Raw genomic sequence first — 22,452 nt, 5'->3', positions numbered from 1 at the left:
TTGGGATACGCCATGGGTCTCGACCCGACCTCGCTGGTAACGACCGGACCGGCGGCCGCCCGTCTACAGCTGCTGACCGGCCTGCCGTTTGCCGAAACCGGCAGCCGCCGATATGCAGGAGCGCCGCAGATCGGCTTTCTGTTCAATCACGAACAGATCCACCAAATTGCGCACAGCGCGCCGATCGCCTTCGAGTTGTCGCAGCTCCATCCGCGGTGGCGCATCTGTCTGCTGACCTCCTCGGACGAGCAGGCGCGCGCACTCGAGGCACTGGCCGGGGCCTACCCCGAGCACCGCTGCGAAATGCTCAGGCTGGAACTGTCGCCGGGCTTCCGCTGGCTCGATGCCGTGGTGGGCTCGTGGCTGCCGGTGCGCAAGATCGGCGTGCTCAAATGCAATGCAGCGACCTTTCGCCAGTTCGATGCGCTGGTGGTGCCGGAGAAGACCAGCCTGATGCTGCGCACGCGCTTCGGCTGCCCCGATCTGAAGCTGATCCATACCCGCCATGGCGCCGGCGATCGCGCGGTCGGCTTCGACCGCAGCAGTCATCGCTTCGACCTGGTGCTGGTCGCCGGCGAGAAGATCAAGCAGCGGCTGCAGGACGCCGGCCCACTGCGGCCCGGGCAGTTCGAAGTCGTCGGCTATCCGAAGTTCGACGCGGTCGGCGCGCTGCGGCGCGGCGCTACGCGCAAGCGCTTTTTCGACAACGAGCGCCCGACGGTGCTGTACAACCCGCACTGCTCGCCGCATCTGTCGTCGTGGTACGAAGACGGCCTGCGCGTACTCGAATTCTTCTACCGCTCGCGCGACTACAACCTGATTTTTGCGCCGCACGTGATGCTGTTCCACAAGCGGCTGCAGATCAGCATCGACAAGCTGTCGGTGCGCTGGACCGGCGCGCTGCCGCAGCGCTATCGCGACTGCGCCCATATGCGCATCGACCTCGGCAGCCAGGCCTGCACCGACATGAGCTATACGCTGGCGGCCGATCTGTATCTGGGCGACGTCAGCAGCCAGGTCTGCGAATTCCTGGTCGAACCGCGTCCCTGCCTGTTCCTGAATCCACATGGTTTCGACTGGCGGCAGGACAGCTGCTTCGAGGCCTGGCAGATGGGCAGGGTCGTGGACCGGCTCGAGAGCGCCGACGCGCTCGGCCCGCATCTGGCACAGGCTTTTGCGACGCACGCCAGCGAGTATCGCGACCGGCAGCGGGCGTACTTCTCACGCACTTTCGATCTGTCGGAAGTGCCCTCGGCGCAGCGCGCGGCGGCGGCGGTTGCCGGCTTCGTGAAGAACTCGCGGCGCAGCCTGGCATAAGCCGTAGGTCGGCAATCCCTTGCCGACGGGCACACCCGATACGCAACCGAGGCCTCAGGTCGGCAAGGATTGCCGACCTACAACTCGGCGATGCGTCCGCAGCGCAGGTTGGCCGGCACCGCGACATCCATCAGCAGCGGCGGCGGCAGGTTCAGCCCGTTCATCAAGCGCGCATATTCGTCGGCGTCGCGCACCTGCAGGCGCGGGTTGTGGGCGCGCTCCTCGGCGATCGTCGATACCGTGCGGCCCTTGTAGTCGTGTGCCGGGTAGATCAGCGTCTCGTCGGGCAGGCGCAGCAGCTTGTTGAAGATCGAATCGTAGGCCTGGTAGGGATCGCCGTTCTGGAAGTCGGTGCGTCCGGTGCCGCGGATCAGCAGCGCATCGCCGGTGAACACCCGCCCTTCGCCGCTCGCGTCGGAGCGCCCGACCAGCAGGCTGAAGGATTCGTCGGTATGGCCTGGCGTATAGATCGAGCGCAGTTCGATGCCGTCCAGGTTCAGGCACTCGCCGTCGCGAAAGCGCGTGCTGACGCAGTCGGCGCGGCTGTGCTCACCCATCGCGGTGATGCAGCCGGTGGCTTCGCGCAGCGCGCCCAGGCCGGTCACATGATCGGCGTGCGTATGCGTATCCACCGCGATGGCGAGCTTGAGGCCGAGTTCGTCGATCAGTGCGACCAGTTCCGCAGTTTTCTCCAGCACCGGATCAATGATCAGCGCCTCGCCGCCAGCGCGCGACGCGAGCAGATAGGTGTACGTGCTGGAATTACGTTCGAAGAGCTGACGGAAGATCATGCGGATTTCAAGGGCAATGACTGTGCCGATCAAGCGGCGTGCCGTTCAAGCGGAAATCGAACCGCGTTCGATCGGTTTGGCGGCGAACAGACGCGGCGCCAGCCAGGCCGACAGCATCATGCCGAGCGCCATCGCAGCAACGAACACGATCGCGCCGAGACTGCCGCCACTGGCGACCACCAGCACTGGGCCCGGACATAGGCCCGACAAACCCCAGCCGATACCGAACAGCGCGGCACCACCGACCAGTTGCGGCGTGATCGGCGAGCCCGCCGGCAACGCGATCGGCAGATCGGTGACGAGAGTGCGCTGACGGCGGCGAGCCCACGCAAATACCGGGAACGCGATCGCCAGTGCCGAACCCATCACGAACGCCAGCGACGGGTCCCAGTTGCGCGTCACGTCGAGAAAGCTCAGCACTTTTTTTGGATCGGCCATGCCCGACACCAGCATGCCGGCGCCGAACAGCAGGCCGGCGAGCAGTGCGATGCCGCGAATGATCAGGTTCATGCGACACCGCCGAAACCGAGCGCGACAACCAGCGCCGCGACGCCCATGAACGTCAGCGTCGCAGTGAGGCTGCGCTGCGACAGATTGGCCATGCCGCAGATGCCGTGGCCGCTGGTGCAGCCCGAGCCCAGATGGGTGCCGATGCCGACCAGCAGCCCGGCGAACAGCAGCTTCGGCCAGACCGGGTTCGCCAGGTAATCCGGCCGCGCCCATACGCCGAGCAGGCTCGCCACCCAGGGGGCGGCCAGCAGGCCGACGACGAACCACAGTGCCACCGGCGTTGCACGGCCGGTGATCAGCGAGCCGAACAGGCCGCTGACACCGGCGATGCGGCCCAGGCCGAGCAGCATCAGGCTGACCGAGGAGCCGATCAGCACGCCGCCGATCAGGGCATGAATCACCGATTGCAAGGTCATAGCTTCCTCTCTCGTCGCCGCGTAGGTTGGGGTGAGCGCAGCGAACCCCACCACCCACTAAAAATCCAAATTCAAACGCACACCGTAAGTCACCGGCGGCGCCAACGTGTCTTCACGACCGAAGTCTGTATGGAACTGCGCCAGGTCGTAGCGCTCATCGCCCAGGTTCTCGCCGAACACCGTCACGCGGAACGACCAGGGCTCGTACAGATAGCTGATATGCGCGCCGATCAGATCGTAGTGCGGCTCGAAGGAATTGGCCGAGTTCTGCGCCAGATAGTAGTAGCCGGAGTTGTAGTAGTAATCGCCGGCGATGTCGAGCTTGCCGCCGGGCACGTCGAAGCTCTGGCTGATGCTGCCGGTCGCCGAGAACTTCGGCGTGCGCACGATACGATTGCCGTCGAAGGAGTTGCAGCGTGGGCCGTCTGGATTGCTGCAGTCGCTCTTCGCCGCAAAGCCGGCGTCGGTGAAATAGTGGCCGCTGTCGTAGTCGGTGTAGATCGCCTTCAGCCAGGTGGCGCCGCCGGAGATGACCAAGCCGGGGTCCCATACCCGCAGCGGCTGCCAGATCGTGTCGACTTCGACCCCGCGGATGCGGGCCTTGCCGGCGTTCTCGAAATTGATCGCGCCGCCCGAGGTGAACGACACGAAGCCGGTCTGCAGGTTCTTGATGTCGTTCTGGAACGCTGCCGCGTTGAAACGCAGCGAGCGATTGAACCACTCCGACTTGAAGCCGGCCTCATAGGACGTGACTTCTTCCGGCTTGACGTAGTCGGGCGGCGTGTAGATGTTGATGATGTTGTAGGTCGCGCTCTTGAACCCCTTGGTGTACGACGTGTACAGCAGCACGTCCTTGAGCGGCCGGATCTCGATCGAGGCTTTCGGCGAGAAGTTGTTCACAGTGGACGACTGGTCGCTCCACGGAATCAGCGTCGTGTCGCCGCCACCCAGGTTGCCGATGCTGAAGTTCGAATCCTTGAGCTGGCGGGTTTCGCGCTGGTAGCGGCCGCCCAGGGTCAGGTCCAGCCAGTCGGTGGCGCTGGCCGTGGTCTGCGCGTACGCCGAATACGATTCGGCATCGACCAGGCCATTGAAATAGAAGGTCAGCGACGAGGGCAGTATCACGCCGCTAAGCGCGTCGCGCAGCGGATCTCCGACCGCGGGCGGCAGGGAATCGAGCACGCCGTTGACCACGTCCGCCAGCGGCAGGTTGACGCTGTCCAGCAGCCGCAGATAGCCGGGTTTGTAGCCGCCTTCGCTCTTCAGGTAGTACAGACCGCCGACCCACTTCAGCCAGCTCGATCCCCAGCTCTCGGCGTTGGAGGTGAACTGCAGTTCGCTGGTGACGATGCGCTGGTAGTCGCTGTCGGCGCCATAGGTCGCGATCGGCTGCGACGAGCCGTCGAAGTCGTAAACGTAATCGTGCGCGTTGGTGTAGTAGTAGCTGCCGAGCAGCTTCACGTCGACACCCGGATTCTGCCAGTTGATCTTGCCGTACCAGGCACGCGTATCGGTGATCAGCGAGGGCTTGGAGTTCGCGGTGACGACATAGTCGCGGGTCTCGGCCGGTATCGTCAGGCCCAGGCCGCTCGGATCGGTATTGGCCGACGTGGTGGTGCTGGTGCCGCTCTGCTGCATCAGCATGCCGCTGAGCACGATCTGCAGATTCTCGCTCGGATAAAAGCCGATCTTGATGCGCCCGCCTTTGTTGATCTCCGGCGGCAAAGTATCGCCGCTGCCGTTGTCGAGCCGGTAGTAGTTGTCGGCACGGTTGTAGAAACCCGACACGCTGAACGCGAAGTTCTCGCCCAGCGGCACATTGGTATACACACGGGTCTTGGAGTCTTCGAAGCGCGGCGCATAGCTGGCCTGGATCGAGGTTTCCGCGACCGCTCCCGGGTCCTTGGTCCACAGCATCACCGCGCCGCCAGTGGAATTACGGCCGAACAGCGTGCCCTGCGGGCCTTTCAGCACTTCGATGCGTTCCAGCGCGCCGAAGGACTGCGCCATGCTGTGCGCCGACGGAAAGTACACGCCGTCGAGATAGGTCGCGACGCTGGGATCGGCCGACGGGATGAAGGCGTCGGTGCCGATGCCACGGATATAGATCAGGTTGTAGCCGGCCAGATCGGTGAACTGCAGGCCGGGCACCGCGATGCCGAGATCGCGCACGTCGACGATGCCGCGCGCGTCGAGCTGCTCGGCCGAGAACGCCGAGACCGACACCGGTACGTCCTGCAGGCGTTCTTCGCGTTTGCGCGCGGTGACGATGACTTCGTCCATCAGCACAGGAGCCTCGGTATCGGCACTGCGCGGCGGTGCGACTTCGGGCTGCTGCTGAGCCGGCACCGGGATACTCTCCAGTGCAGCTTCGGGCGGCGCATCGGCGGTGGTCTGCGCCCATGCAGGCGTTATCAGCAGCGGCAGCAGCAACAAACCGCTGGCGCGACGGCGGCGGCGGTCACTCGAACTCATCGCGAAACTCTCCCCGGCAAAAAATGGAACGAACCCGTAGCCCGGGTGAAACCCGGGGCTTTTCGATTTCTGGAACCATCCCGGGTTTCGCCCGGGCTACTACTGAAACTGGTCGAGCAGCGCCGCGCCCGCCACCGCGATGCGCTCATCGGCCGCCAGCTGCGCCTGCGCGTAAACCACATCGCGCTGCGTGTCGACGATCTGCACCGCACGGCGTGCGAACTGTTCCGGCGCCTGATGCACCCAGACCCAGGCGCTGCCGGAGCTGCCCTGCACGCTCGCCCGCGGCAGGCACAGCAGGCCCGGACGCGATGGCGAAGGCAGTGTCAACGCAAGCTCGGCCAGGGCCCCAGGCGCGAGTGTCGGTACACCACCGTCGAAATCGAGCAGCAAGGTCCAGCCGGGCTCCGGCGATGCCGGCGAATAACCGACGACATGCAGCGGGTAGTCGCGCACGTCGACCGATGCCGTGGCTACGACATTGCCGCGCGTATAGCGCGGGTCGTAGACGCGCGCCGCCAGCCGCGGACGTGCGCCGGCGATCTCGAACAGCGGCTGCGCGCGTGCCACTACTTCGCCGGCGGCGACCGCTACGCGCTGCAGGCGGCCGGCTTCGCCGGCGCGGATTTCGACACGGCCCGCCAGGCTCTGTTGCCCAAGCTGGATCTGCCGCTGCAGCGTCTCGTATTCGGCAAAGGCCTGCTCGACATAGGTGTTGCCCTCTGCGCCGATGCCGTTCGCGCGCTGCTGCAGACGCAGCCGATCGACGTTGACCTGGGCGATGCTCAGACGCTGCTGCAGGCTCGCAATATTCACTTCGCGGCTCGCACGTTCGCGCTGGCTCAGCGAGGGCTCCAGCACCGCCAGCAACTGGTTCGCGGCGACCGGCTGCCCGGCGACCGGCCAGCCTGCGCCGGCGGCGACCAGGCGGCCAGGCTCAGGCGCCTGCAAGCGCCAGCTCGCCTCGGGACGTTGCACGACTTCACCGACCACGGCCTGTGCTGCCGGGAAGCGCTGATCGCCGACGCGCGTGCTCGTGATCGCCAGCGCGCGCTGCATCGCTTTGCTGACGGTGACGACCTCGGCCGGCGCGGCCGAGGCCGATCCGGCGGCGTGATCTTCGCCGTTGTGCGCCGACACGGCGACGGCGTTGCCGACAAGTACCGCGCTGCACGCGGCGAGCACGAACCGCTTCATGGAGATTGCAGGCGCAGCAGCGTCGATGCATCGACGACCACGCGGTCCTTCGCGCCCAGCCCGCCGGTCACCAGCAGGCTGCGCTCATCGGCAGCGGCGACATCGACCGCACGCGGCACGAAGCGCTCGGCCGATTCATGCACCCAGACCTGGGCGCGGCTTTGGTCGATAAAAGCGCTGGATTTCGGCAGGCGCAGCTGCGGCGTCTTCAGCGGCACTTCGACGTCGATGGCCTGTCCCGGCGTGAACTCGGCGGCCACATCGGTATCGGCATCGGCATCGACCGCATAGACCGCGCGCCAGGCGCGCAGCGAGGCGTCGTAGCTGTCGCCGATCAGTTGCAATTTCGAACGATGGTTCGAACGATGGTATTGGGCTGAATCCAGATCCAGCGGCTGGCGATCGTCGTGTATCAGCTCGATCACCAGTCCACCGGCAGCGGCGCCTTCAAAGAGCGCATCGCCGGGTGAGGCGAGTTGCCGGCTCTGCGCGAAACTGGCCAGCACCACTCCGGCCGACGGCGCTTTCAACGCGAGCCGCTCGCCCAAGGCACGATCGAGCACCTCGCCACGCGCCTGCGAGCCGTGATAGTCGGCCACGATCTGCATCGACGGCGTCGGCAGGCTGATATCGATCTGCTTTTCGGTGTCGATATCGAAACGGTGGATCTGCACGGTAGCCAGATCGAAATCACGTTGCTGGACACGTCGCTCGGACTGCAGATCGCGGCGCTCTGGATCGGTGTAGGCCGGCCGCAGCCAGGCCAGCACCTGCCCGGCCGCGACGCTCGCCCCGGCAACCGGGAACCCGCCGTCCGGCGCTTCGAGTACCCCGGGCTGATCGCTCATCGCCCGCCACAGACGGCGCGGATCGGCGAGCACGCGGCCGCTCAGCCGCAGGCTCGATTCGAGCTGCGGCTGCTGCGTCGTGATGGCGAGCTGATGCTGCTGCTGCTTGTCGATCAGCAGCGATGACGCGCCCCGCACGTAGGTTGGGGTGAGCGCAGCGAACCCCAACATCACGCAGGCTATCGAGCGCGCAATGTTGGGGTTCGCTGCGCTCACCGCCAACCTACCTCGGTGCATTAGGGCGTCGCCGTCGCCGGCTTAGCTTCGAGCAGCTCGACGATCTTCGACAGGCCGCGCAGCTGCGCGACACGCACCGGCGTGTAGCCCGAAGCCGAGGCGATCGCCGGGTTTGCGCCATGCGCCAGCAGCAGCTGCACTTGCGGCTCATGGCCGGCGGCGCTGGCCAGATACAGTGCGGTCAGGCCGCGGTTGTTCTGCGCATTGACGTTGGCGCCGTGATCCACCAGCAGGCTCAGCAGCTCTTCGCCGGATCCGAAATACGCGGCATGAATCAGCGGCGACCAGCCCGCGTGATCGGCGAGGTTGACGTCGGCGCCGCGCGCGATCAGCTGCTTCACGCAGGCGACCTGGTTCTGGCTGACGGCCGCGATCAACGGCGTCTGGTCGAGATTGTCGAAGCCGTTGATCGGCAGGCCGGATTTCAGCGCCGGCTCGATCTTGTCGCATTCGCCGCGGCGCACGTCGTTGATGAAGAACGCCAGCCGGTCCTGCTGGCTTAGCGCATCGGCTTCAGTCGCCGGCTTTTCGACGGCGGCGCTCGGAACCGACGGCGACGCCGCGCAGCCTGCGAGCACCAGCGCAGCAAGGATGGATGCCAGCGTGGCGATACGCGGCTTTTGCGGCAGGTCGACTTGGGACATGGTTTTCATCCGCTGTTTTCATCCACTCTTATTTGCTGCTCTTGGCCGCGCCGCCGCCATTGCTGGCGGTTGCGCCGGGACCGGTGATCTTGGCGCCCCTGGTCAGCGACGCGGTCAGCTCTTCGATCTTCAGCTGCGCGGTGCGCTGGCGCAGCGCTTCGTGCGAGCCGTCGTCGAGCTGGTCATACGGCAGCGGCTTGGCGACCGGGCGCGGCGCCTCGTCCAGCTTCACCACGTGCCAGCCAAAACGGCTGCGCACCGGCGTCTTGCTGTATTCACCTTTTTTCAGCGCAACGACGGCGTCGCTGAAATGGTGGTCAACGAAAATATCGGGGCGGAACCAGCCGAGGTCGCCTCCGTTTTCCTGGCCACCGGGGTCCTGGGTGTAGCGTTTTGCAACGGCGGCGAAATCTTCGCCTTTCTTCAATGCAGCGATCGCCTCGAGTGCAGCGGACTGCGACGAGGTCAGCACCTGGCGCACGTGATACTCGGTGATCTTGCCGTTCGCGCGGTTCCACTCGTAGGCGGTGCGCAGGCTGGCGTCGTCCACCGGGTTGGCGGCGAAATAATCTTCGAGATACGCGCGGGACAGAATCAGCCGCTGTTGATAAGCGAGCTGGTCGGATACTTCGGGCTGCTTGTCGAGCCCCTTCTTGCGTGCGGCCTGGGCCAGCACTTCTTCGGTAATCAGCTCGGCGCGTGCGGCATTGCGCACGTCGTCGCCATTGATCTGACGCGCTCCTTTCTGTTCGTCGATGCCGGACGACATCAGCCGCACGTGGTTGACGCTGATGGGCTGGCCGTTGACGAGCAGATCGGCTGCAAGGCCGGAATCGGCAGGCAAAGCCTGATCGTCGGCAATGGCGGCACCCGCCACAGCGGCGAGCAGTGCGACACCGGCCAGACGGTTAGCAGTTCGTAACACGGGCAACTCCTCTCAATAGAAATCGAATCAAAGAATCGAAAACAAAGTCCCTCCCCCGCGAGCGGGGGAGGGGCAGGGTGGGGGCGTGATGTCACAACGAACCTTATGTTGTGACATCACGCCCCCCTCCCAACCTCCCCCCGCTGCGCGAGGGGAGGAGTAGCAGCCACTACAGAGCACCATCCGGATCGAGCGGCGCGGCCGGGAAGTAGCCCGGGCCGAACAGCGGGGCACCGTCGCGCTCGAAGATCGCGGAGTGCGGCTTGGCGCCACCCTTGACGCCACGCTCGCCCGGCCACAGCCAGGCATCACGAGCGGCGGAGTCGAAGTCCAGGCAGGGCGTGCCGAGCAGCTCGTCGGTGAACGAGGTGTCGAGCACGGTGGCACCGGTGGTGCGATCGAGCTTGCCGAGGCAGACCGTACGATCGCCGTCCGAGCCGGTGCCGGGCAGCGGCACGTGGTTCAGTTCGACGAAGTACTGGATGAACACGAAACGGTCAGTGCCCGAAACCTGGCTCTGGCCGATGACCTGGTTGCGCGGCGTGCCGCTGGCACTCGGACGCAGATCCTTGTACCCGCCTTCACCGGCCGGCGTGGCCTCATAGCCAACACGGTCGATATTGGTGAAGTGAGGGCCACCGTGGGTGTACAGGTTCTGCAGCGAGTTCAGGTTGCCGCTGCCCGGAGCGCCGCCGGTGCCGGAAGGCTCGCCGCCGGCGTGCTCGTCGGTGACGATGATGCCCAACGGAGTCAACGCACGGACTTCGGTCACTGCCTCTGCCAGGCGGATGTAGCCGACGCCGGGCTGGCTGGTGTTGGACGAAGCCGTCGTGGCCAGGCCAACGCCGTTCGGGCCGGTTTCGAACTGGCCGATCGCACCGCGCACGCGAGGGCAATCATCGGCCTCGTTGTTGTGGTGCAGCACGTTGAACGCGGCGCTGACACCACCCGACAGGTCGGCGCGCTTGGCCGCGGTGCCGAGCGTGGTGTTGGCCGTGCGGCTGGCGTCGGCCTCGGGGAAGTCGCAGGCGATGCTGGTTGTAGCCGTGCTCGCGGTGCCCTTGGCCAGCAGCGGACGGATGTCGACGGTCAGCACGCGACGGCTGTGCTCGCGAGGATAGTCGCGGTCAAAGTCGATACTGCCGGCGGCGTCGATCGACTTGGGGCTTTCAATGCCCGAAACCGGCAACACCAGGAAGCGATCGTCATCCGCAATCGTGAAGTACGACACGCCCGAGCAGGGGCCGACGTCGTACACCGCACGCCAGTACGGACCCTTGCCGCCGAACACGTTGGCTTCGTCGCCGCGGATGCTGATATCCGGGCTGTAGAACAACACGCCACCGCACATGCTGGCGCTGAAAGCACCCTTGTGCGGTACGTAGTCGGCATCGCCTTCGGAGCAGCTGTTCGGGCTCTTGCCAGACGCGTTGGCTGCGACGCCGGCTGGTGTAACCGCCTTGTCGTAGCTCGGATCGCCCTTGTTGACCCAGCCTTTCTGATCGACGCAGTGATGCGACTGGTGCGGCAGGCCGAAGGCCATCAGGCCTTCGTTCTCTTCGTGGATCAGGATCGGCTCCTGGCGCGGGCCGTCCGGCACGGCGCTGACCGAACGCAGATACTTGTTGCCGTCGTAGACGCCGGCTTGCTTCAGAGAATCGGTGGTCTTGCCATGCGTGTATTCGCCGCTGGTTTCCCAGACGCGAACCGATGAGCCGAAGCTTGAACCGCAAATGCCGAGCGGGCCGATGCCGGTGCCGGTGCCGCCGTTGGCAGCGCTGCCGCAAAGTTCGCCGAGCGCGCCGTTGATCGCAGCGCCGCCGATCGAAGCCGCCACCGCGTAGTCGGACGTCGCCAGGTACTTGCCGTCATAGGTCAGGCCCATGCCGTGCGGCACCGATTCCAGGCCAGCGTCCTTGTTGCCCAGGAAGAACAGACCCTGGTTGGCGGTTCGCGTCTGGCGAGTGTCGGGCGAGCTGGTGTACTCGGTCGGATTGCGCGGCTGATTGGCGCGAACCGAGCCCGGGTATTCGGTGATGCCCACGTGGCCCAGCAGCGCGGTGTCATCCGGCGGCGCGCCGAGGTTGGCGATCAGGCCGAACTGCTTGGCGTTCTCGAGCAGCGCCACCGGAGCCGGTACGGCCGGCAGGCAGCCGCCGAGCGCGGTCGGAGCGGTACGGCTCGGATCGATTTCGGTGACGGTGCCGCCCGGTCCGTACACGTAGTTGCTCATGTAGGTGTACATGATCTTGTGGCCGCCGGTGTTCGAGGGCATGACCACGAAATCATCGGTCAGCGACGAGCGCCGCACCTGCGTGCCGCAGACCGCGATCTCCGCTTGTCTGATGCCGCGCACGCTGGTGATGTCATAACGGAAGACATTTTTACTGATCACGCCGCCAGCGAAAGTGTACTTGCGGCCGGCGCTGAGGCCGTCGCTGCCATCGGAGATGTACGAGGTGTAGCTGAGCATGTGATGCGGATCGTTGTGCGAATCCGAGCCCAGCGCGCCGAGGATATTGCCGGCGACGTTGGACGCGAGCACGTTGGGCAGCTCGGCCGTCCAGATCACGTTGCCGTAGGTCGTGGAATTGGGTTCGGCGTCGACCACCGCCAGGAAATCCTGCGCGGTCTTGGGATTGCATAGCGGCGAGGCGCAGCCGTCGCCGGTCCACAGCAGCAGCACGGCGCCGTTGGCGATCTGGCCGCCGGTGTACTTGTTGATCGCCGGCGGCGCGACGCCGCCGGTTGCAGCGGAGGCGTCGTCGCGCGTGCTGAGCAGGCTCTTGGCCGACGACACCGTGCTCTGCACGATGCCGCTGGTGGTATTGAGAACATTGCCGAGCAAGGCCGACGCGGCAACCGGCGGTGCAGCGGTAGCGGTGGTGGAAGCCAGCAGTGAAGCAGCCGTGAAGCAGGCCGACGCGGTTGAAAGCGCAGCAGCCCCCCAGGCCTTTGATCGTCCCCGTGGACGCGAACTAAAGAGATTCATCAGGCACTCCTTTGTGATTTATAAGCAAGCGAAGGCATCCGGGATGCAACGCTTTAGCTCACTCCTCTTCGTGAGGTAGCCGGCGTCAGTTGCTTTCCGCTCCCTGCGGTGACGGCAAGATACACGCGGGTACCGTGATCTATCTCTCTCGGAATTAGACTTTTTCGGGATCTGACGCAGCGTTCTGGTTATAAGGCGAATCAGATGTCATGTTTGCCGGAGAAACCGCGCCCGTAGGTCGGCAATCCTTTGCCGACGTGAGGACTCGATTGCACATCGGGCGTCACACGTCGGCAAAGGATTGCCGACCTACAGCTACAGCTGCGCCGGCATATCGATAGATCAAAATCGGCGTGACGAAGCTGTCCAGCGCGGTACCGCACAACAGCCCGCCGAAGATCACCAGCGCGACCGGGTGCAGGATCTCCTTGCCCGGCGCGTCGCCGGCCCACAGCAGCGGCGCCAGCGCGAGCGCGGCGACCAGCGCGGTCATCAGCACCGGCAGCAGGCGTTCGCTGCAGGCGCGCAGCACCAGCGCGCGCAGCTCGGACTGCGGGGATTCGCGCGCGAGGTTCAGGCAGTGGCTCAGCTTCAGCAGCGTGTTGCGCGTGGCGATGCCGAACAGCGTGACGAAGCCGACCGCGCTCGCTGCGCTCAGCGGCGTGCGGGTCAGGGCCAGCGCCGCGATGCCGCCGATCGCCGACAAGGGAACCATCGCCATCACGATCGCGGTCAGGCGCGGATCGCGGTAGCGCGCGTGGATGACGGCGCTCATCAGCAGCAGCGACACCAGGCCCAGCAGCAGCAACCGAGCCAGCGTGGACCGCTGCTCGGCGGCCTCGCCCTCCACTGACGCCTCGTAGCCCGCGGGCAGATGCAGGCCGGCGAGCGCGTCCGCCACCGCGTCCGCGGCCGGCGCGAGCGCAGCACTGGGATACGCGGACACGACCAGGCGGCGGCGCAGATTCTCCCTGAGGATCTGGCTCTCGCCATCGACCAGCGCCGACTCGGCAATCGACGACAGCGGCACCGGCCCGGCCGGCGACTCGATCAACAGGTCCGGCAGCGCCGCGCTGAGGCGCTGCGCTTCGGGCAGGCGCAGCACCAGATCGAAGCGGCGCTCGCCCTCGACGATCTGCCCCAGCGTCTGGCCGCCGGCGAGCACGGCGATCTGCTCCTGTACACGCGGCGGCGACAGGCCCCAGGCGCCGGCGCGGACCGGGTCGACTCGCGTCTGCCATTGCGCGACCGGCGTCTGCTGCTCGACCTGCACACCGGTCAATCGCGGGTCGTGCTGCAAATGCCCGGCGAGTTCGGCGGCGAGGCGGCGCAGCGTGGCCAGATCGTCACCGATCAGCTTGACCGCCAGCGGCGCGCGCACGCCGGACAACACGTGATCGAGGCGATGCGCGATCGGCGCGCCAATGGACAGACTGCCGGGCAAGCCGGCCAGCGCCTGCCGTATCGCGGCCTGGACCTGCGTGCGCGATGCGCTTGCGGCCAGCGTGACGTCGAACTCCGAGTAGTGCACGCCCTCGGCATGTTCGTCGGCTTCGGCGCGGCCGCTGCGATGCGCGGCGCGGATCACACCCGGCACCGCCAGCATCTGCTGCTCCGCCAGCAGCGCGACGCGCTGCGACTCCGCGAGCGCGATACCGGGCCGCAGCACCAGATTCACGGTCAGCGTGCGCTCGGAAAACGGCGGCAGGAACGTGCGCGGCAACAGCAGCGCGGCCAGCAGCGCGATCGCGGCCAGGGCGGCCGTCGCGAGCAGCAGCAGCCTTGGCCGGGCGAGCGCGCGGCCCAGCGCCAGCGTGTAGCGCGCCCTCATGCCCCGCACCCAGGCACGCTCGGCCGGAAGTGATCGGCCGCCATCGAGCCCGAGCAGACACAGGGCCGGCGTCACCGTCAGCGCGACGCCCAGGCTTGCCAGAATCGCAGCGACGTAAGCGCACGCCAGCGGCGCGAACAAGCGCCCGGCGACGCCGCCGAGCGCGAGCACCGGCGCGATCGCCAGCACGATCACTACGGTCGCGACCAGGATGCCGGATCGCACTTCGGCGACGGCGCGCACGATCACCTTCACCGCGTCCACCGAACCCCGTCCCTCCCGAGTAGCCGCAACTTGTACCCGAACATCCCGAGTAGTCCCGCGTTGTGGGACGTATCGAGGGAGGGACGCATCACGCTCAGCAGCTTCGCGCAGGCGTCGCACCACGTTGTCGACGCCGACGACCGCGTCGTCGACCAGTTCGCCGACCGCAATCGCCAGACCGCCGAGCGTCATCGTGTCGATGCTGAAGCCGAAACCGTGTAACAACAAGACGGCCGATATCAGCGACAGCGGAATCGCGACCGCCGCTGCCAGCGTGGCGCGGCCGCTACCGAGAAACAGCAGCAGCACGAGCGCGGCGATCAGCGCTCCATGCAGCAGCGCATCGCGCACATTGCCCACTGCCGCCTCGATGAAATCCGCTTGCCGGAACACCGGCTCGATCACCGCATCGCCGGGCATGCCGCCACGCAGCTGCTGCAGGCGCCGCTCGATCGCCGCATCGAGTTGCAAGCTGTCGACGCCGGGCTGCTTCTGCACCGTCAGAATCACCGCCGCCTCGCCATCGACACCGGCATCGCCGCGCTTGATGCGCCGGCCCTCGGCGACTTCTGCGACCTGCTGCAGGCGGATCGGCGCATTGCCGCGCCAGGCGACCGCGGCCTGGCGCAGGCCGTCGAGATCGAAGGGCCGGCCGATGGTGCGCAGCACGCGCTCCCGGGCGTCTTCCTCGACAATGCCGGCGCCGCCGTTGCTGCCGTAGCCGCGCACCGCGGTTTCGATCTGCGCCAGCGTGATCCCGCTCAGGCGCATGCGTTGCAGATCGGGCCGCACCTCAAACTGGCGCAGTTCGCCGCCGATCACCAGTACCTGCGCCACGCCGGGTACCGCGAGCAGCGCGGGCCGCGCCGCCCAATCCGCCCATTCACGCAAGGCCGCGGGCGCGACCGCCGCCTGCGGCGAGCGCAGCCCCAGCAACATGACTTCGCCCATCAGCGAAGTGATCGGCCCCAGCCGCGGCTGCAGGCCGGGCGGCAGACTGCCGCGCGCGGCTTCGAGGCGCTCGGTGACCAGTTGGCGCTGCCGATACAGGTCACTGCCCCAGTCGAACTCGACCTGGATCAGCGACAGGCCCGGGGTCGACGTCGAGCGCAGCCGCTGCAGGCCCGGCAATCCGGCCAGCGCGGACTCCAGCGGATAGCTGACCAGGGACTCGACGTCTTCGGTCGCAAGCTGCGGCGCCTCGACCTGCACACTCACCGTCGGCCGCGCCAGATCCGGCAGCACGTCCACCGGGATATCGCGCAGGCGCAGCGCGCCCAGCAGCAACAGCACCGCGGCCGCGACCAGCACCAGCAGCCGCTCGCGCAGGCTCCATGCAACAAGCTTAGAAATCATGCGCGCGGTCGGCGGCGCCAGGCCAGGAATGTGATCACGGCCAACACGATCGCCAGCAGCACCGCGATGGCCAGCGTCAATTTCGAATAGGGCTCGATCGTCCGCGCGCTACCGTCGTGCGGACGCGACAGATGGCCGTCGTAATGCTCTTCCCAGTCCTTGCCGCGCAGGCTCAGGCTGATGTCGGGCTGATTCGGCTCGCCGAGCAGATCCAGCGGCACGCGATAGGTGCCGGCCTCAGCTTCCTGCGCCTGCACGGCGCCACTGCCAATGCGCGCGCTGACGGCGAGACCGGAAAGCGGGCGATTGCTGGCAAAGTCATCAACCCACACGACCAGACCCTGCGCGTCGATCAGCGCAACCGACTCGATGCGCTCCGACTGATAGCTGAGCCGCGGCGTCTGCGGCGTGATTGCGGCTGCCGGCGCGTGGTCGTCATGCCCTTCGTGAGCACGAGCCGGTGCCGCCAGCAACATGGCCAGGATCGCCATGCACAGGGCATATCGGGCTGAAGCCCGACCGGCCCGATCCACCATCGGCAGGTCGGGCTTCAGCCCGACATCGGTACTAATGCGCCGCTGCTTCGGCAAAACGTCGGTCATGGACGAAGCGCTCATCGCTCAGGGTTTGGAGAAAGGCCAGCAGGTCGGCGGCGTCGGCATCGCTAAGCGAGGCGGCCTGCCGCAGTTTCGGATCGTTGAGCGCAGCCGGCGCAATGCCGCCGCGGTAATGCTGGATCACCTGCTCCAAGGTATCGAAGCGCCCGTCGTGCATGTACGGGGCCGTCAGCGCGACATTGCGCAGGCTCGGCACGCGGAACAGGCCGCGGTCCTCGGGTTTGCCGGTGATCAGCGCGCGGCCGATGTCGTCGTTGACGACGCCGTCGCTGCGATAGGCGTGATCGGTGAACAGCGGCTCCTGGTGGCAGGACGCGCAATGCTCGCGAAAGCTGGCAAGGCCGCGCTCTTCTTCTGTGCTGAATGTCTCGCGGCCGGCGACATGGCGGTCGTAGCGCGAGTCGGCGGAAATCATCGTCACCAGGAACTGGCTCAGCGCGTATAGCAAACGCTGCGAATCGACCACCTGCCCACCAGCATCCACCGGGCCGAACGCGCGCTCGAAATCGGCTTTGTAACTGGCGTCGCTGCGCAGCTTGGCCAGCACGCGGGCCAGCGTCTCGCCCATCTCGACCGGATTGGTCAGCGGCGCCAGCGGCTGCAATTCCAGATGCACGATGCCCCCATCCCACATGAAATCGCGCTGCCAGGCCAGGTTGGCCAGACCCGGCGCGTTGCGTGTGCCGTTGGCGCCGTTGAGCCCGTGACTGACGCGGTGATCGTAATGCGCGAAGCCGGCGAACTGCTGATGGCAGCTGGCGCAGGCGATCGTGCCGTCCTTGGACAGGCGCGTGTCGTAGAACAGGCGGCGGCCCAGCTCGAAGCCCGCCTTCGTCACCGGGTTCTGGCCGGCGTCGTAGACCGGCGATGGCCAGCCCGACGGCGTGCTCAGCCGCGGCGTGCGCTGCTGATCGAACCAGGCCGCGAGCGGCGTCGCCCACAGGCCGACCGCCAGCGCGAGCAGGGCCGTGACGGCGACGAAGCACTCACGCGGTCGAATGGGTCGAATGATGGGGCGCATGCACCGCCGTCAGTGCCGTGGCTCGTGATGCACGTGATCGACCCGGAACAGTTCGGCGTAGCGGTCGGCGACGAGCTTGCCGCCGGCCGGATCCATGATGTTGGCGTGCTCGGCAATCGACAGTGCATCGGGCGACTGGGATGGCGACTGGAATAGCGCGGCGATGTCCGCGTGCAGGTGCACGGTCGACGTCAACTCGGCGGCCAGCTTCAGCGGCTTGGTGCCCAGCGGCAGATAAACCGTGCGCGCGTTGTTGGCCGGCTCGCGGCTGCCGCCGATGTGGTAGCTCAGGCTGTGCCCGGTGGCGGTCGACTGCGGCGAATGGCCTTCGAGCTTGAAGAAGATGTAGCCGGTGTTCCAGGTCCAGAACATGCCGTGTTCCGGATCGAGCGCTCCGGTCTGGGCGCCGGCCGCGTTGCGCGCGGCGTCCACGCCGATCAGGAATTCGAGGCCCTCGTAGTCGCCAGCCGCGAAACCGTCGACGCTGAGGGTCTTGGAGCCCGGCTGCGATTCGTCGACCAGAAAATAGGCACGCGCATCCCGCTCACTGCGCTCGCCGGCCGACCAGCTGCCGTCGTGTCGGCGCAGCCGGAAATTGCTCAGGTAATAGCGCAGCTTGTCGATGCTCAAGTGATCGCCGTCGGCCAGTGCATAATCGCTGCCCAGCTGCAACGGCTGCTCGCCGACGACGTGGCTGATCTCCACGTGCAGCGGCTGCGTCGCATTGCCGCCGTTGCACGCGGCCAGGCCCAGCGACAAGGCTGCCGCGAGTGTCAGGTAGGCGGCCAAGCGCCCTCGCCCAGGCGAGCCCAGCGGTCCATATGCCGCAGCCATGCGTTCTTGCCTCTTAGGGAACCTCTGATGAAGTCCCGCGCGCCCGCGTTGCCCCGGAAATGACGCCAGGCAAGGCGCGAGCCGCGCGGTTTGCTCATTGCAAATAAGCGGCGAGCAACGCCGCATGGCGTCATTTCCGGGGCAACCCGAAGGGAAGGCGCCGGATGGGGTGCATTGCGGCGTCACTCGTTCCTCCTGTATGTCCAATACACTTCGTCACTCGTTCCTTGCACTGCGCCCCATCCGGCGCCTTCGCGGGCGCGCGGGACTTCATCAGAGGTTCCTTAAGTGCGGCGAATCTAAGGAAGCGCTACCGACCTGCGAAGGAATATTTAGCCTTACTCTTATGCTAAAAAATAACAGTGGTTCCAGGATTCGCCCGGCAGAGCCTCTTTCTGCGGTGCGATGGGGGCTGGCGATCGCCGCCTCCCTGCTGGCCGTCGGCAACGCCGGTGCCGCCGACCGCGTCACCGGCCGCGCCTTCGCCACGCGATCCGAAGTCATCGCGACCCACGGCATGGCCGCGACCAGCCAGCCGCTGGTCACGCAGATCGCGCTCGACGTGCTCAAGGCTGGCGGCAGCGCAGTCGACGCGGCGATTGCGGCCGACGCCGCGCTCGGCCTGATGGAGCCGACCGGCAGTGGCATGGGCGGCGACCTGTTCGCGATCGTCTGGGACCCGAAGACCTCGAAGCTGTACGGCCTCAATGCCAGCGGCCGCTCGCCGAAGTCGCTGACGCTGGCGGAATTGCAGAAGCGCGGCCTGACGCACATCCCGCCGCGCGGTCCGCTGCCGGTCAGCGTGCCGGGCTGCGTCGACGGCTGGTTCGAACTGCACCGCAAATTCGGCAAGCTGCCGATGAAGAAGCTGCTGGCGCCGGCGATCGGCTACGCCCGCGACGGCTTCCCGATGACCGAGCTGATCGCCTACTACTGGGATCGCACGGTGCCGCTGATGGCGATGTATCCGGGCTTCCTGGAGCAGTTCACGCACGACGGCCACGCGCCGCGCAAGGGCGAGATCTGGAAGAACCCGAACCTCGCCAACACGCTGGAGATCGTGGCCAAGGGCGGCCGCGACGCGTTCTACAAAGGCGACATCGCGAAGACCATCGATGCGTACATCAAGGCCCAGGGCGGCTATCTGTCCTATGAGGATCTCGCCGCGCACAAAAGCGAATGGGTAGCGCCGATATCAACCAACTACCGCGGCTACGACGTCTGGGAACTGCCGCCGAACAGCCAGGGCCTGACCGCGCTGCAGATGCTCAACCTGCTCGAAGGATACGACCTGAAGGCGATGGGCTTCGGCAGCGCCGAGCATCTGCACGCGTTTATCGAGACCAAGAAACTGGCGTTCGAGGATCGCGCCAGGTACTACGCCGATCCGGCGTTCGCCCAGCTGCCGCTGGCCGGCCTGATCTCCAAGGACTACGCCAACGAGCGCCGCAAGCTGGTCGGCCCGAAGGCCGCCAAGCGCTACGACGCCGGCAACCCGGCGCTGTACCAGGGCGACACGATCTATCTCACCACCGCCGACAGCAGCGGCATGATGGTGTCGCTGATCCAGTCCAACTACCGCGGCATGGGCTCGGGCATGGCGCCACCGGGCCTGGGCTTCATCCTGCAGGACCGCGGCGAGATGTTCTCGCTTAAAGAGGGCGAAGCCAACACCTACGCGCCGGGCAAGCGCCCGTTCCAGACCATCATCCCGGCCTTCGTCACCAGTCACGGCAAGCCTTGGTTGAGCTTCGGCGTGATGGGCGGCGACATGCAGCCGCAGGGCCATGTCCAGATCCTGAACAACCTGATCGACTTCGGCATGAACCTGCAGGAAGCCGGCGACGCGCCGCGCATCTACCACACCGGCTCCAGCGAGCCGACCGGCGAAGTCATGGCCGATGGCGGCGAAGTGTTCCTGGAGTCCGGGTTCCCGCTGGAAAGCGTGCGCGAGCTGCGCGGCCGCGGCCATGCCGTCGGCTGGGGCATCGGCGAATACGGCGGCTACCAGGCGATCCTGCGCGACCCGGTCAGCGGCGTGTATTACGGGGCGTCGGAGTCACGCAAGGACGGTCAGGCCGCGGGTTACTGACGGGCACTGTTTGTAGGTTGGGGTGAGCGCAGCGAACCCCAACATTCGTCCGCGCTGATGTTGGGGTTCGCTGCGCTCACCCCAACCTACGGACCGTCCACCGGAGCAGCACCGCACCGGCCAGCGCCGACAACACCGACCCAGCGAGCACGCCGACCTTGGTTTCATCCGCCAGATGCGGCAAGCCGGCGAAGCCGAGCGCGCCGATGAACAGGCTCATCGTAAAGCCGATGCCGCATAGCAGGGCGATGCCGTAAAGCTGCAACCAGCTCGAATCGGCCGGCAGCTGTGCCAGCCCGCTGCGTATCGCGAGCCAGCAGAAGCCGAACACACCGATCTGCTTTCCGGCGAACAGGCCGGCGGCGATTCCCAGCGGCACCGGCTCCAGCAGATCGCGCGGACTCATGCCGGTGAACGCCACGCCGGCATTGGCAAAACCGAAGATCGGGATGATCAGGAACGCGACCCAGTAATGCAGGCCGTGCTCCAGACGCAGCAGCGGAGCCGAGTTCGCCTCGGCGCTGCTGCCGGATGAGCGCAGCGGAATCGTCAACGCCAGCGCAACGCCGGCCAGGGTCGCGTGGATGCCCGATTTCAGCACGAAGAACCAAAGCACGGCGCCGACCGCCAGATACAGCGAAAGGCGCTTGATACCGAGCAGGTTCATGGCGACCAGCACCAGGATCGCGACTGCGGCCAGCCCCAGGAACGGCAGCGACAGCTCGCTGGTGTAGAACAGGGCGATGACGACCACCGCGCCCAGGTCATCGATGATCGCCAGCGCCGTCAGGAATATCTTCAGCGAGGCCGGCACCCGCGGCCCCAGCAGCGCCAGCACGCCCAGCGCGAACGCGATGTCGGTGGCCATCGGCACCGCCCAGCCGCGCAGGGCTTCCGCCTTGCCCTGGCTGAAGCAGACATAGATCAGCGCCGGAACGGCCATGCCTCCAAGCGCCGCCACGCCGGGCAATACGCGCTGCGGCCAGGAGGAGAGCTGCCCTTCGAGCAATTCCCGCTTGATCTCCAGGCCCACGAGCAGAAAGAACAGCGCCATCAGCGCATCGTTGATCCAGTGCAATACGCTGAGCCCACCGACCGTGGCGTGCTGAATCTCGAAATAGGCAGGACCCAAAGGCGAGTTCGCCACCAGCAAAGCCAGCGCCGCGACCCCCATCAGCAGGATGCCGGCCGAGGACTCCTGTTGCAGAAAGTCGCGGATAAAGGATCGGGGCGTGCCTTGCTCGGCGGCGTTCTTCTGGTTCATCGTCATTCAGGGTAGCGAAGCTAGGCACGCGGCCGGTCGGGTCAAGCCTAGCGGATTCAGCTGTGCGCCTGGCGTTCGCTGCGTGCCGCGCTCCACACCTCCGCGGCGGCATCGACGTTCATCGAGGCGATGCCCAGACCGACTACGACATCGGGCCAGACCGATGCGTGCACCGCAGTCACCAGTCCCGCGCCGATGATGGCGATATTGGCGTAGGCGTCGTTGCGGGCCGACAGGAACGCCGCCTTGGTCAGGCTGCCGCTGTGGCGCCGGTAGCGCGCCAGCAGGAAAGCGCAGCACAGATTGACCACCAGAGCGCCCAGTCCGGTGATCGTCAGCGGCATCGGTGCCGGCGGCAGCGGCGCATTGAACTTGCTCCAAAGCGCCCAGACGAAGGCCACAGCCGGCAGCAGCAGGATCCCTGCCAGCGCCATCCCCACCCGCGCGCGCCGCGCGGCCGTCCATGCCAGAGCCATGAAGATCAGGAAATTGACTGCGGCGTCCTCGAAGAAATCCGCGCTGTCGGCGAACAGCGACACCGATCCGATCGCCAGAGCCACCACGAATTCCAGGCCAAAATAAGCCAGATTCAGCAGCGCCACGATCGCGACGACGCGCCGCAATCCGGTGTCGGTAGTGCCTGCGATGTTTTCGGCTTGACGGTTCATTCTTTAGGGCCTGTTGACATTGAATCGATCGCTGCGTTGCCGCCAAAGAGACGGCCAGGCAAGGCGCGAGGAGGAGGCATAGTGGTGACTATGGTGACGACGAGCAACGCGGCATGGCCGTCTCTTTGGCGGCAACCCGAAGGGCTGGCCCCA

General features: G+C 66.4%; 17 protein-coding genes. 2 read left to right on the top strand and 15 right to left on the bottom strand.

Translation table 11 applies throughout. From position 1 onward, the window contains the following. The first annotated feature begins 12 nt into the window (after positions 1 to 12). On the top strand, positions 13 to 1,317 hold the full coding sequence (locus tag JWQ90_RS11140; protein WP_299693584.1) for a hypothetical protein: 1,305 nt from the start codon (positions 13 to 15) through the stop codon (positions 1,315 to 1,317). A gap of 77 nt (positions 1,318 to 1,394) precedes the next feature. Here JWQ90_RS11140 and JWQ90_RS11135 read toward each other — a convergent pair whose 3' ends face one another. The 13 genes from JWQ90_RS11135 to JWQ90_RS11075 form a co-directional block, all read right to left on the bottom strand. Continuing rightward, entirely contained in the window at positions 1,395 to 2,108 is a 714-nt protein-coding gene (locus tag JWQ90_RS11135; RefSeq protein ID WP_299693581.1) for an MBL fold metallo-hydrolase, read from the bottom strand. Between the two features lie 45 nt (positions 2,109 to 2,153). Then, a complete protein-coding gene (locus JWQ90_RS11130; protein WP_299693577.1) occupies positions 2,154 to 2,618 on the bottom strand; it encodes a DUF6691 family protein in 465 nt (154 codons plus the stop codon). Further along, a complete protein-coding gene (locus JWQ90_RS11125; protein ID WP_299693574.1) occupies positions 2,615 to 3,034 on the bottom strand; it encodes a YeeE/YedE thiosulfate transporter family protein in 420 nt (139 codons plus the stop codon). The genes JWQ90_RS11130 and JWQ90_RS11125 overlap by 4 nt, the downstream gene beginning before the upstream one ends. A 57-nt stretch (positions 3,035 to 3,091) precedes the next feature. Then, entirely contained in the window at positions 3,092 to 5,509 is a 2,418-nt protein-coding gene (locus JWQ90_RS11120) for a TonB-dependent receptor (protein ID WP_299693571.1), read from the bottom strand. A gap of 99 nt (positions 5,510 to 5,608) precedes the next feature. After that, the gene (locus JWQ90_RS11115; RefSeq protein WP_299693568.1) at positions 5,609 to 6,706 is read right to left on the bottom strand and encodes a hypothetical protein; all 1,098 of its coding nucleotides are present in this window, start codon (positions 6,704 to 6,706) and stop codon (positions 5,609 to 5,611) included. After that, positions 6,703 to 7,770: a hypothetical protein gene (locus tag JWQ90_RS11110; RefSeq protein ID WP_299693566.1), complete on the bottom strand. Its 1,068-nt coding sequence runs from the start codon at positions 7,768 to 7,770 to the stop codon at positions 6,703 to 6,705. Before JWQ90_RS11110 ends, JWQ90_RS11115 begins: the two co-directional genes overlap by 4 nt. Positions 7,771 to 7,790: 20 nt before the next feature. Then, positions 7,791 to 8,435, bottom strand: coding sequence for an ankyrin repeat domain-containing protein (locus JWQ90_RS11105; RefSeq protein WP_299693565.1), 645 nt, complete (start codon positions 8,433 to 8,435; stop codon positions 7,791 to 7,793). A gap of 28 nt (positions 8,436 to 8,463) precedes the next feature. Next, positions 8,464 to 9,360, bottom strand: coding sequence for a peptidylprolyl isomerase (locus tag JWQ90_RS11100; protein WP_299693562.1), 897 nt, complete (start codon positions 9,358 to 9,360; stop codon positions 8,464 to 8,466). A 169-nt stretch (positions 9,361 to 9,529) separates the two neighbouring features. Further along, positions 9,530 to 12,352 (bottom strand): hypothetical protein, encoded by a 2,823-nt coding sequence (locus JWQ90_RS11095; RefSeq protein WP_299693559.1) that lies wholly within the window; start codon positions 12,350 to 12,352, stop codon positions 9,530 to 9,532. 283 nt (positions 12,353 to 12,635) lie between these two features. Continuing rightward, positions 12,636 to 15,803, bottom strand: a complete 3,168-nt coding sequence (locus tag JWQ90_RS11090) for an efflux RND transporter permease subunit (protein WP_299693556.1) — start codon at positions 15,801 to 15,803, stop codon at positions 12,636 to 12,638. Continuing rightward, complete coding sequence (locus tag JWQ90_RS11085) at positions 15,800 to 16,405, bottom strand: hypothetical protein (protein ID WP_299693553.1); 606 nt, start codon at positions 16,403 to 16,405, stop codon at positions 15,800 to 15,802. The genes JWQ90_RS11090 and JWQ90_RS11085 overlap by 4 nt, the downstream gene beginning before the upstream one ends. Beyond that, positions 16,371 to 17,441 (bottom strand): cytochrome c peroxidase, encoded by a 1,071-nt coding sequence (locus tag JWQ90_RS11080; RefSeq protein ID WP_299693550.1) that lies wholly within the window; start codon positions 17,439 to 17,441, stop codon positions 16,371 to 16,373. The genes JWQ90_RS11085 and JWQ90_RS11080 overlap by 35 nt, the downstream gene beginning before the upstream one ends. 9 nt (positions 17,442 to 17,450) lie before the next feature. Next, positions 17,451 to 18,230, bottom strand: coding sequence for an MbnP family protein (locus tag JWQ90_RS11075; protein ID WP_299693547.1), 780 nt, complete (start codon positions 18,228 to 18,230; stop codon positions 17,451 to 17,453). 391 nt (positions 18,231 to 18,621) lie between these two features. On the opposite strand from JWQ90_RS11075, the gene ggt reads away from it, so the two are divergent. Continuing rightward, entirely contained in the window at positions 18,622 to 20,367 is a 1,746-nt protein-coding gene (gene ggt, locus JWQ90_RS11070; protein ID WP_366919498.1) for a gamma-glutamyltransferase, read from the top strand. 76 nt (positions 20,368 to 20,443) lie between these two features. On the opposite strand, the gene nhaA is transcribed toward ggt, so the two are convergent. Beyond that, positions 20,444 to 21,631, bottom strand: a complete 1,188-nt coding sequence (nhaA, locus tag JWQ90_RS11065; protein ID WP_299693542.1) for a Na+/H+ antiporter NhaA — start codon at positions 21,629 to 21,631, stop codon at positions 20,444 to 20,446. A gap of 56 nt (positions 21,632 to 21,687) precedes the next feature. Continuing rightward, on the bottom strand, positions 21,688 to 22,299 hold the full coding sequence (locus tag JWQ90_RS11060; RefSeq protein ID WP_299693539.1) for a cation transporter: 612 nt from the start codon (positions 22,297 to 22,299) through the stop codon (positions 21,688 to 21,690). Positions 22,300 to 22,452 lie beyond the last annotated feature (153 nt).

Origin of the sequence: Hydrocarboniphaga sp., from assembly GCF_028291725.1 — a bacterium.
Lineage (GTDB): Bacteria > Pseudomonadota > Gammaproteobacteria > Nevskiales > Nevskiaceae > Hydrocarboniphaga.
This window is presented reverse-complemented; position numbering and strand designations above follow the sequence as displayed.

What these genes read in the sequence shown, in the direction of transcription:
- JWQ90_RS11115 (WP_299693568.1), bottom strand. Translation starts at nt 6,706, where the DNA reads ATGAAGCGGTTCGTGCTCGCCGCGTGCAGCGCGGTACTTGTCGGCAAC.
- JWQ90_RS11105 (WP_299693565.1), bottom strand. Translation starts at nt 8,435, where the DNA reads ATGTCCCAAGTCGACCTGCCGCAAAAGCCGCGTATCGCCACGCTGGCA.
- JWQ90_RS11120 (WP_299693571.1), bottom strand. Translation starts at nt 5,509, where the DNA reads ATGAGTTCGAGTGACCGCCGCCGCCGTCGCGCCAGCGGTTTGTTGCTG.
- JWQ90_RS11125 (WP_299693574.1), bottom strand. Translation starts at nt 3,034, where the DNA reads ATGACCTTGCAATCGGTGATTCATGCCCTGATCGGCGGCGTGCTGATC.
- ggt (WP_366919498.1), top strand. Translation starts at nt 18,622, where the DNA reads ATGCTAAAAAATAACAGTGGTTCCAGGATTCGCCCGGCAGAGCCTCTT.
- JWQ90_RS11080 (WP_299693550.1), bottom strand. Translation starts at nt 17,441, where the DNA reads ATGCGCCCCATCATTCGACCCATTCGACCGCGTGAGTGCTTCGTCGCC.
- nhaA (WP_299693542.1), bottom strand. Translation starts at nt 21,631, where the DNA reads ATGAACCAGAAGAACGCCGCCGAGCAAGGCACGCCCCGATCCTTTATC.
- JWQ90_RS11085 (WP_299693553.1), bottom strand. Translation starts at nt 16,405, where the DNA reads ATGACCGACGTTTTGCCGAAGCAGCGGCGCATTAGTACCGATGTCGGG.
- JWQ90_RS11060 (WP_299693539.1), bottom strand. Translation starts at nt 22,299, where the DNA reads ATGAACCGTCAAGCCGAAAACATCGCAGGCACTACCGACACCGGATTG.
- JWQ90_RS11140 (WP_299693584.1), top strand. Translation starts at nt 13, where the DNA reads ATGGGTCTCGACCCGACCTCGCTGGTAACGACCGGACCGGCGGCCGCC.
- JWQ90_RS11095 (WP_299693559.1), bottom strand. Translation starts at nt 12,352, where the DNA reads ATGAATCTCTTTAGTTCGCGTCCACGGGGACGATCAAAGGCCTGGGGG.
- JWQ90_RS11135 (WP_299693581.1), bottom strand. Translation starts at nt 2,108, where the DNA reads ATGATCTTCCGTCAGCTCTTCGAACGTAATTCCAGCACGTACACCTAT.
- JWQ90_RS11090 (WP_299693556.1), bottom strand. Translation starts at nt 15,803, where the DNA reads ATGATTTCTAAGCTTGTTGCATGGAGCCTGCGCGAGCGGCTGCTGGTG.
- JWQ90_RS11130 (WP_299693577.1), bottom strand. Translation starts at nt 2,618, where the DNA reads ATGAACCTGATCATTCGCGGCATCGCACTGCTCGCCGGCCTGCTGTTC.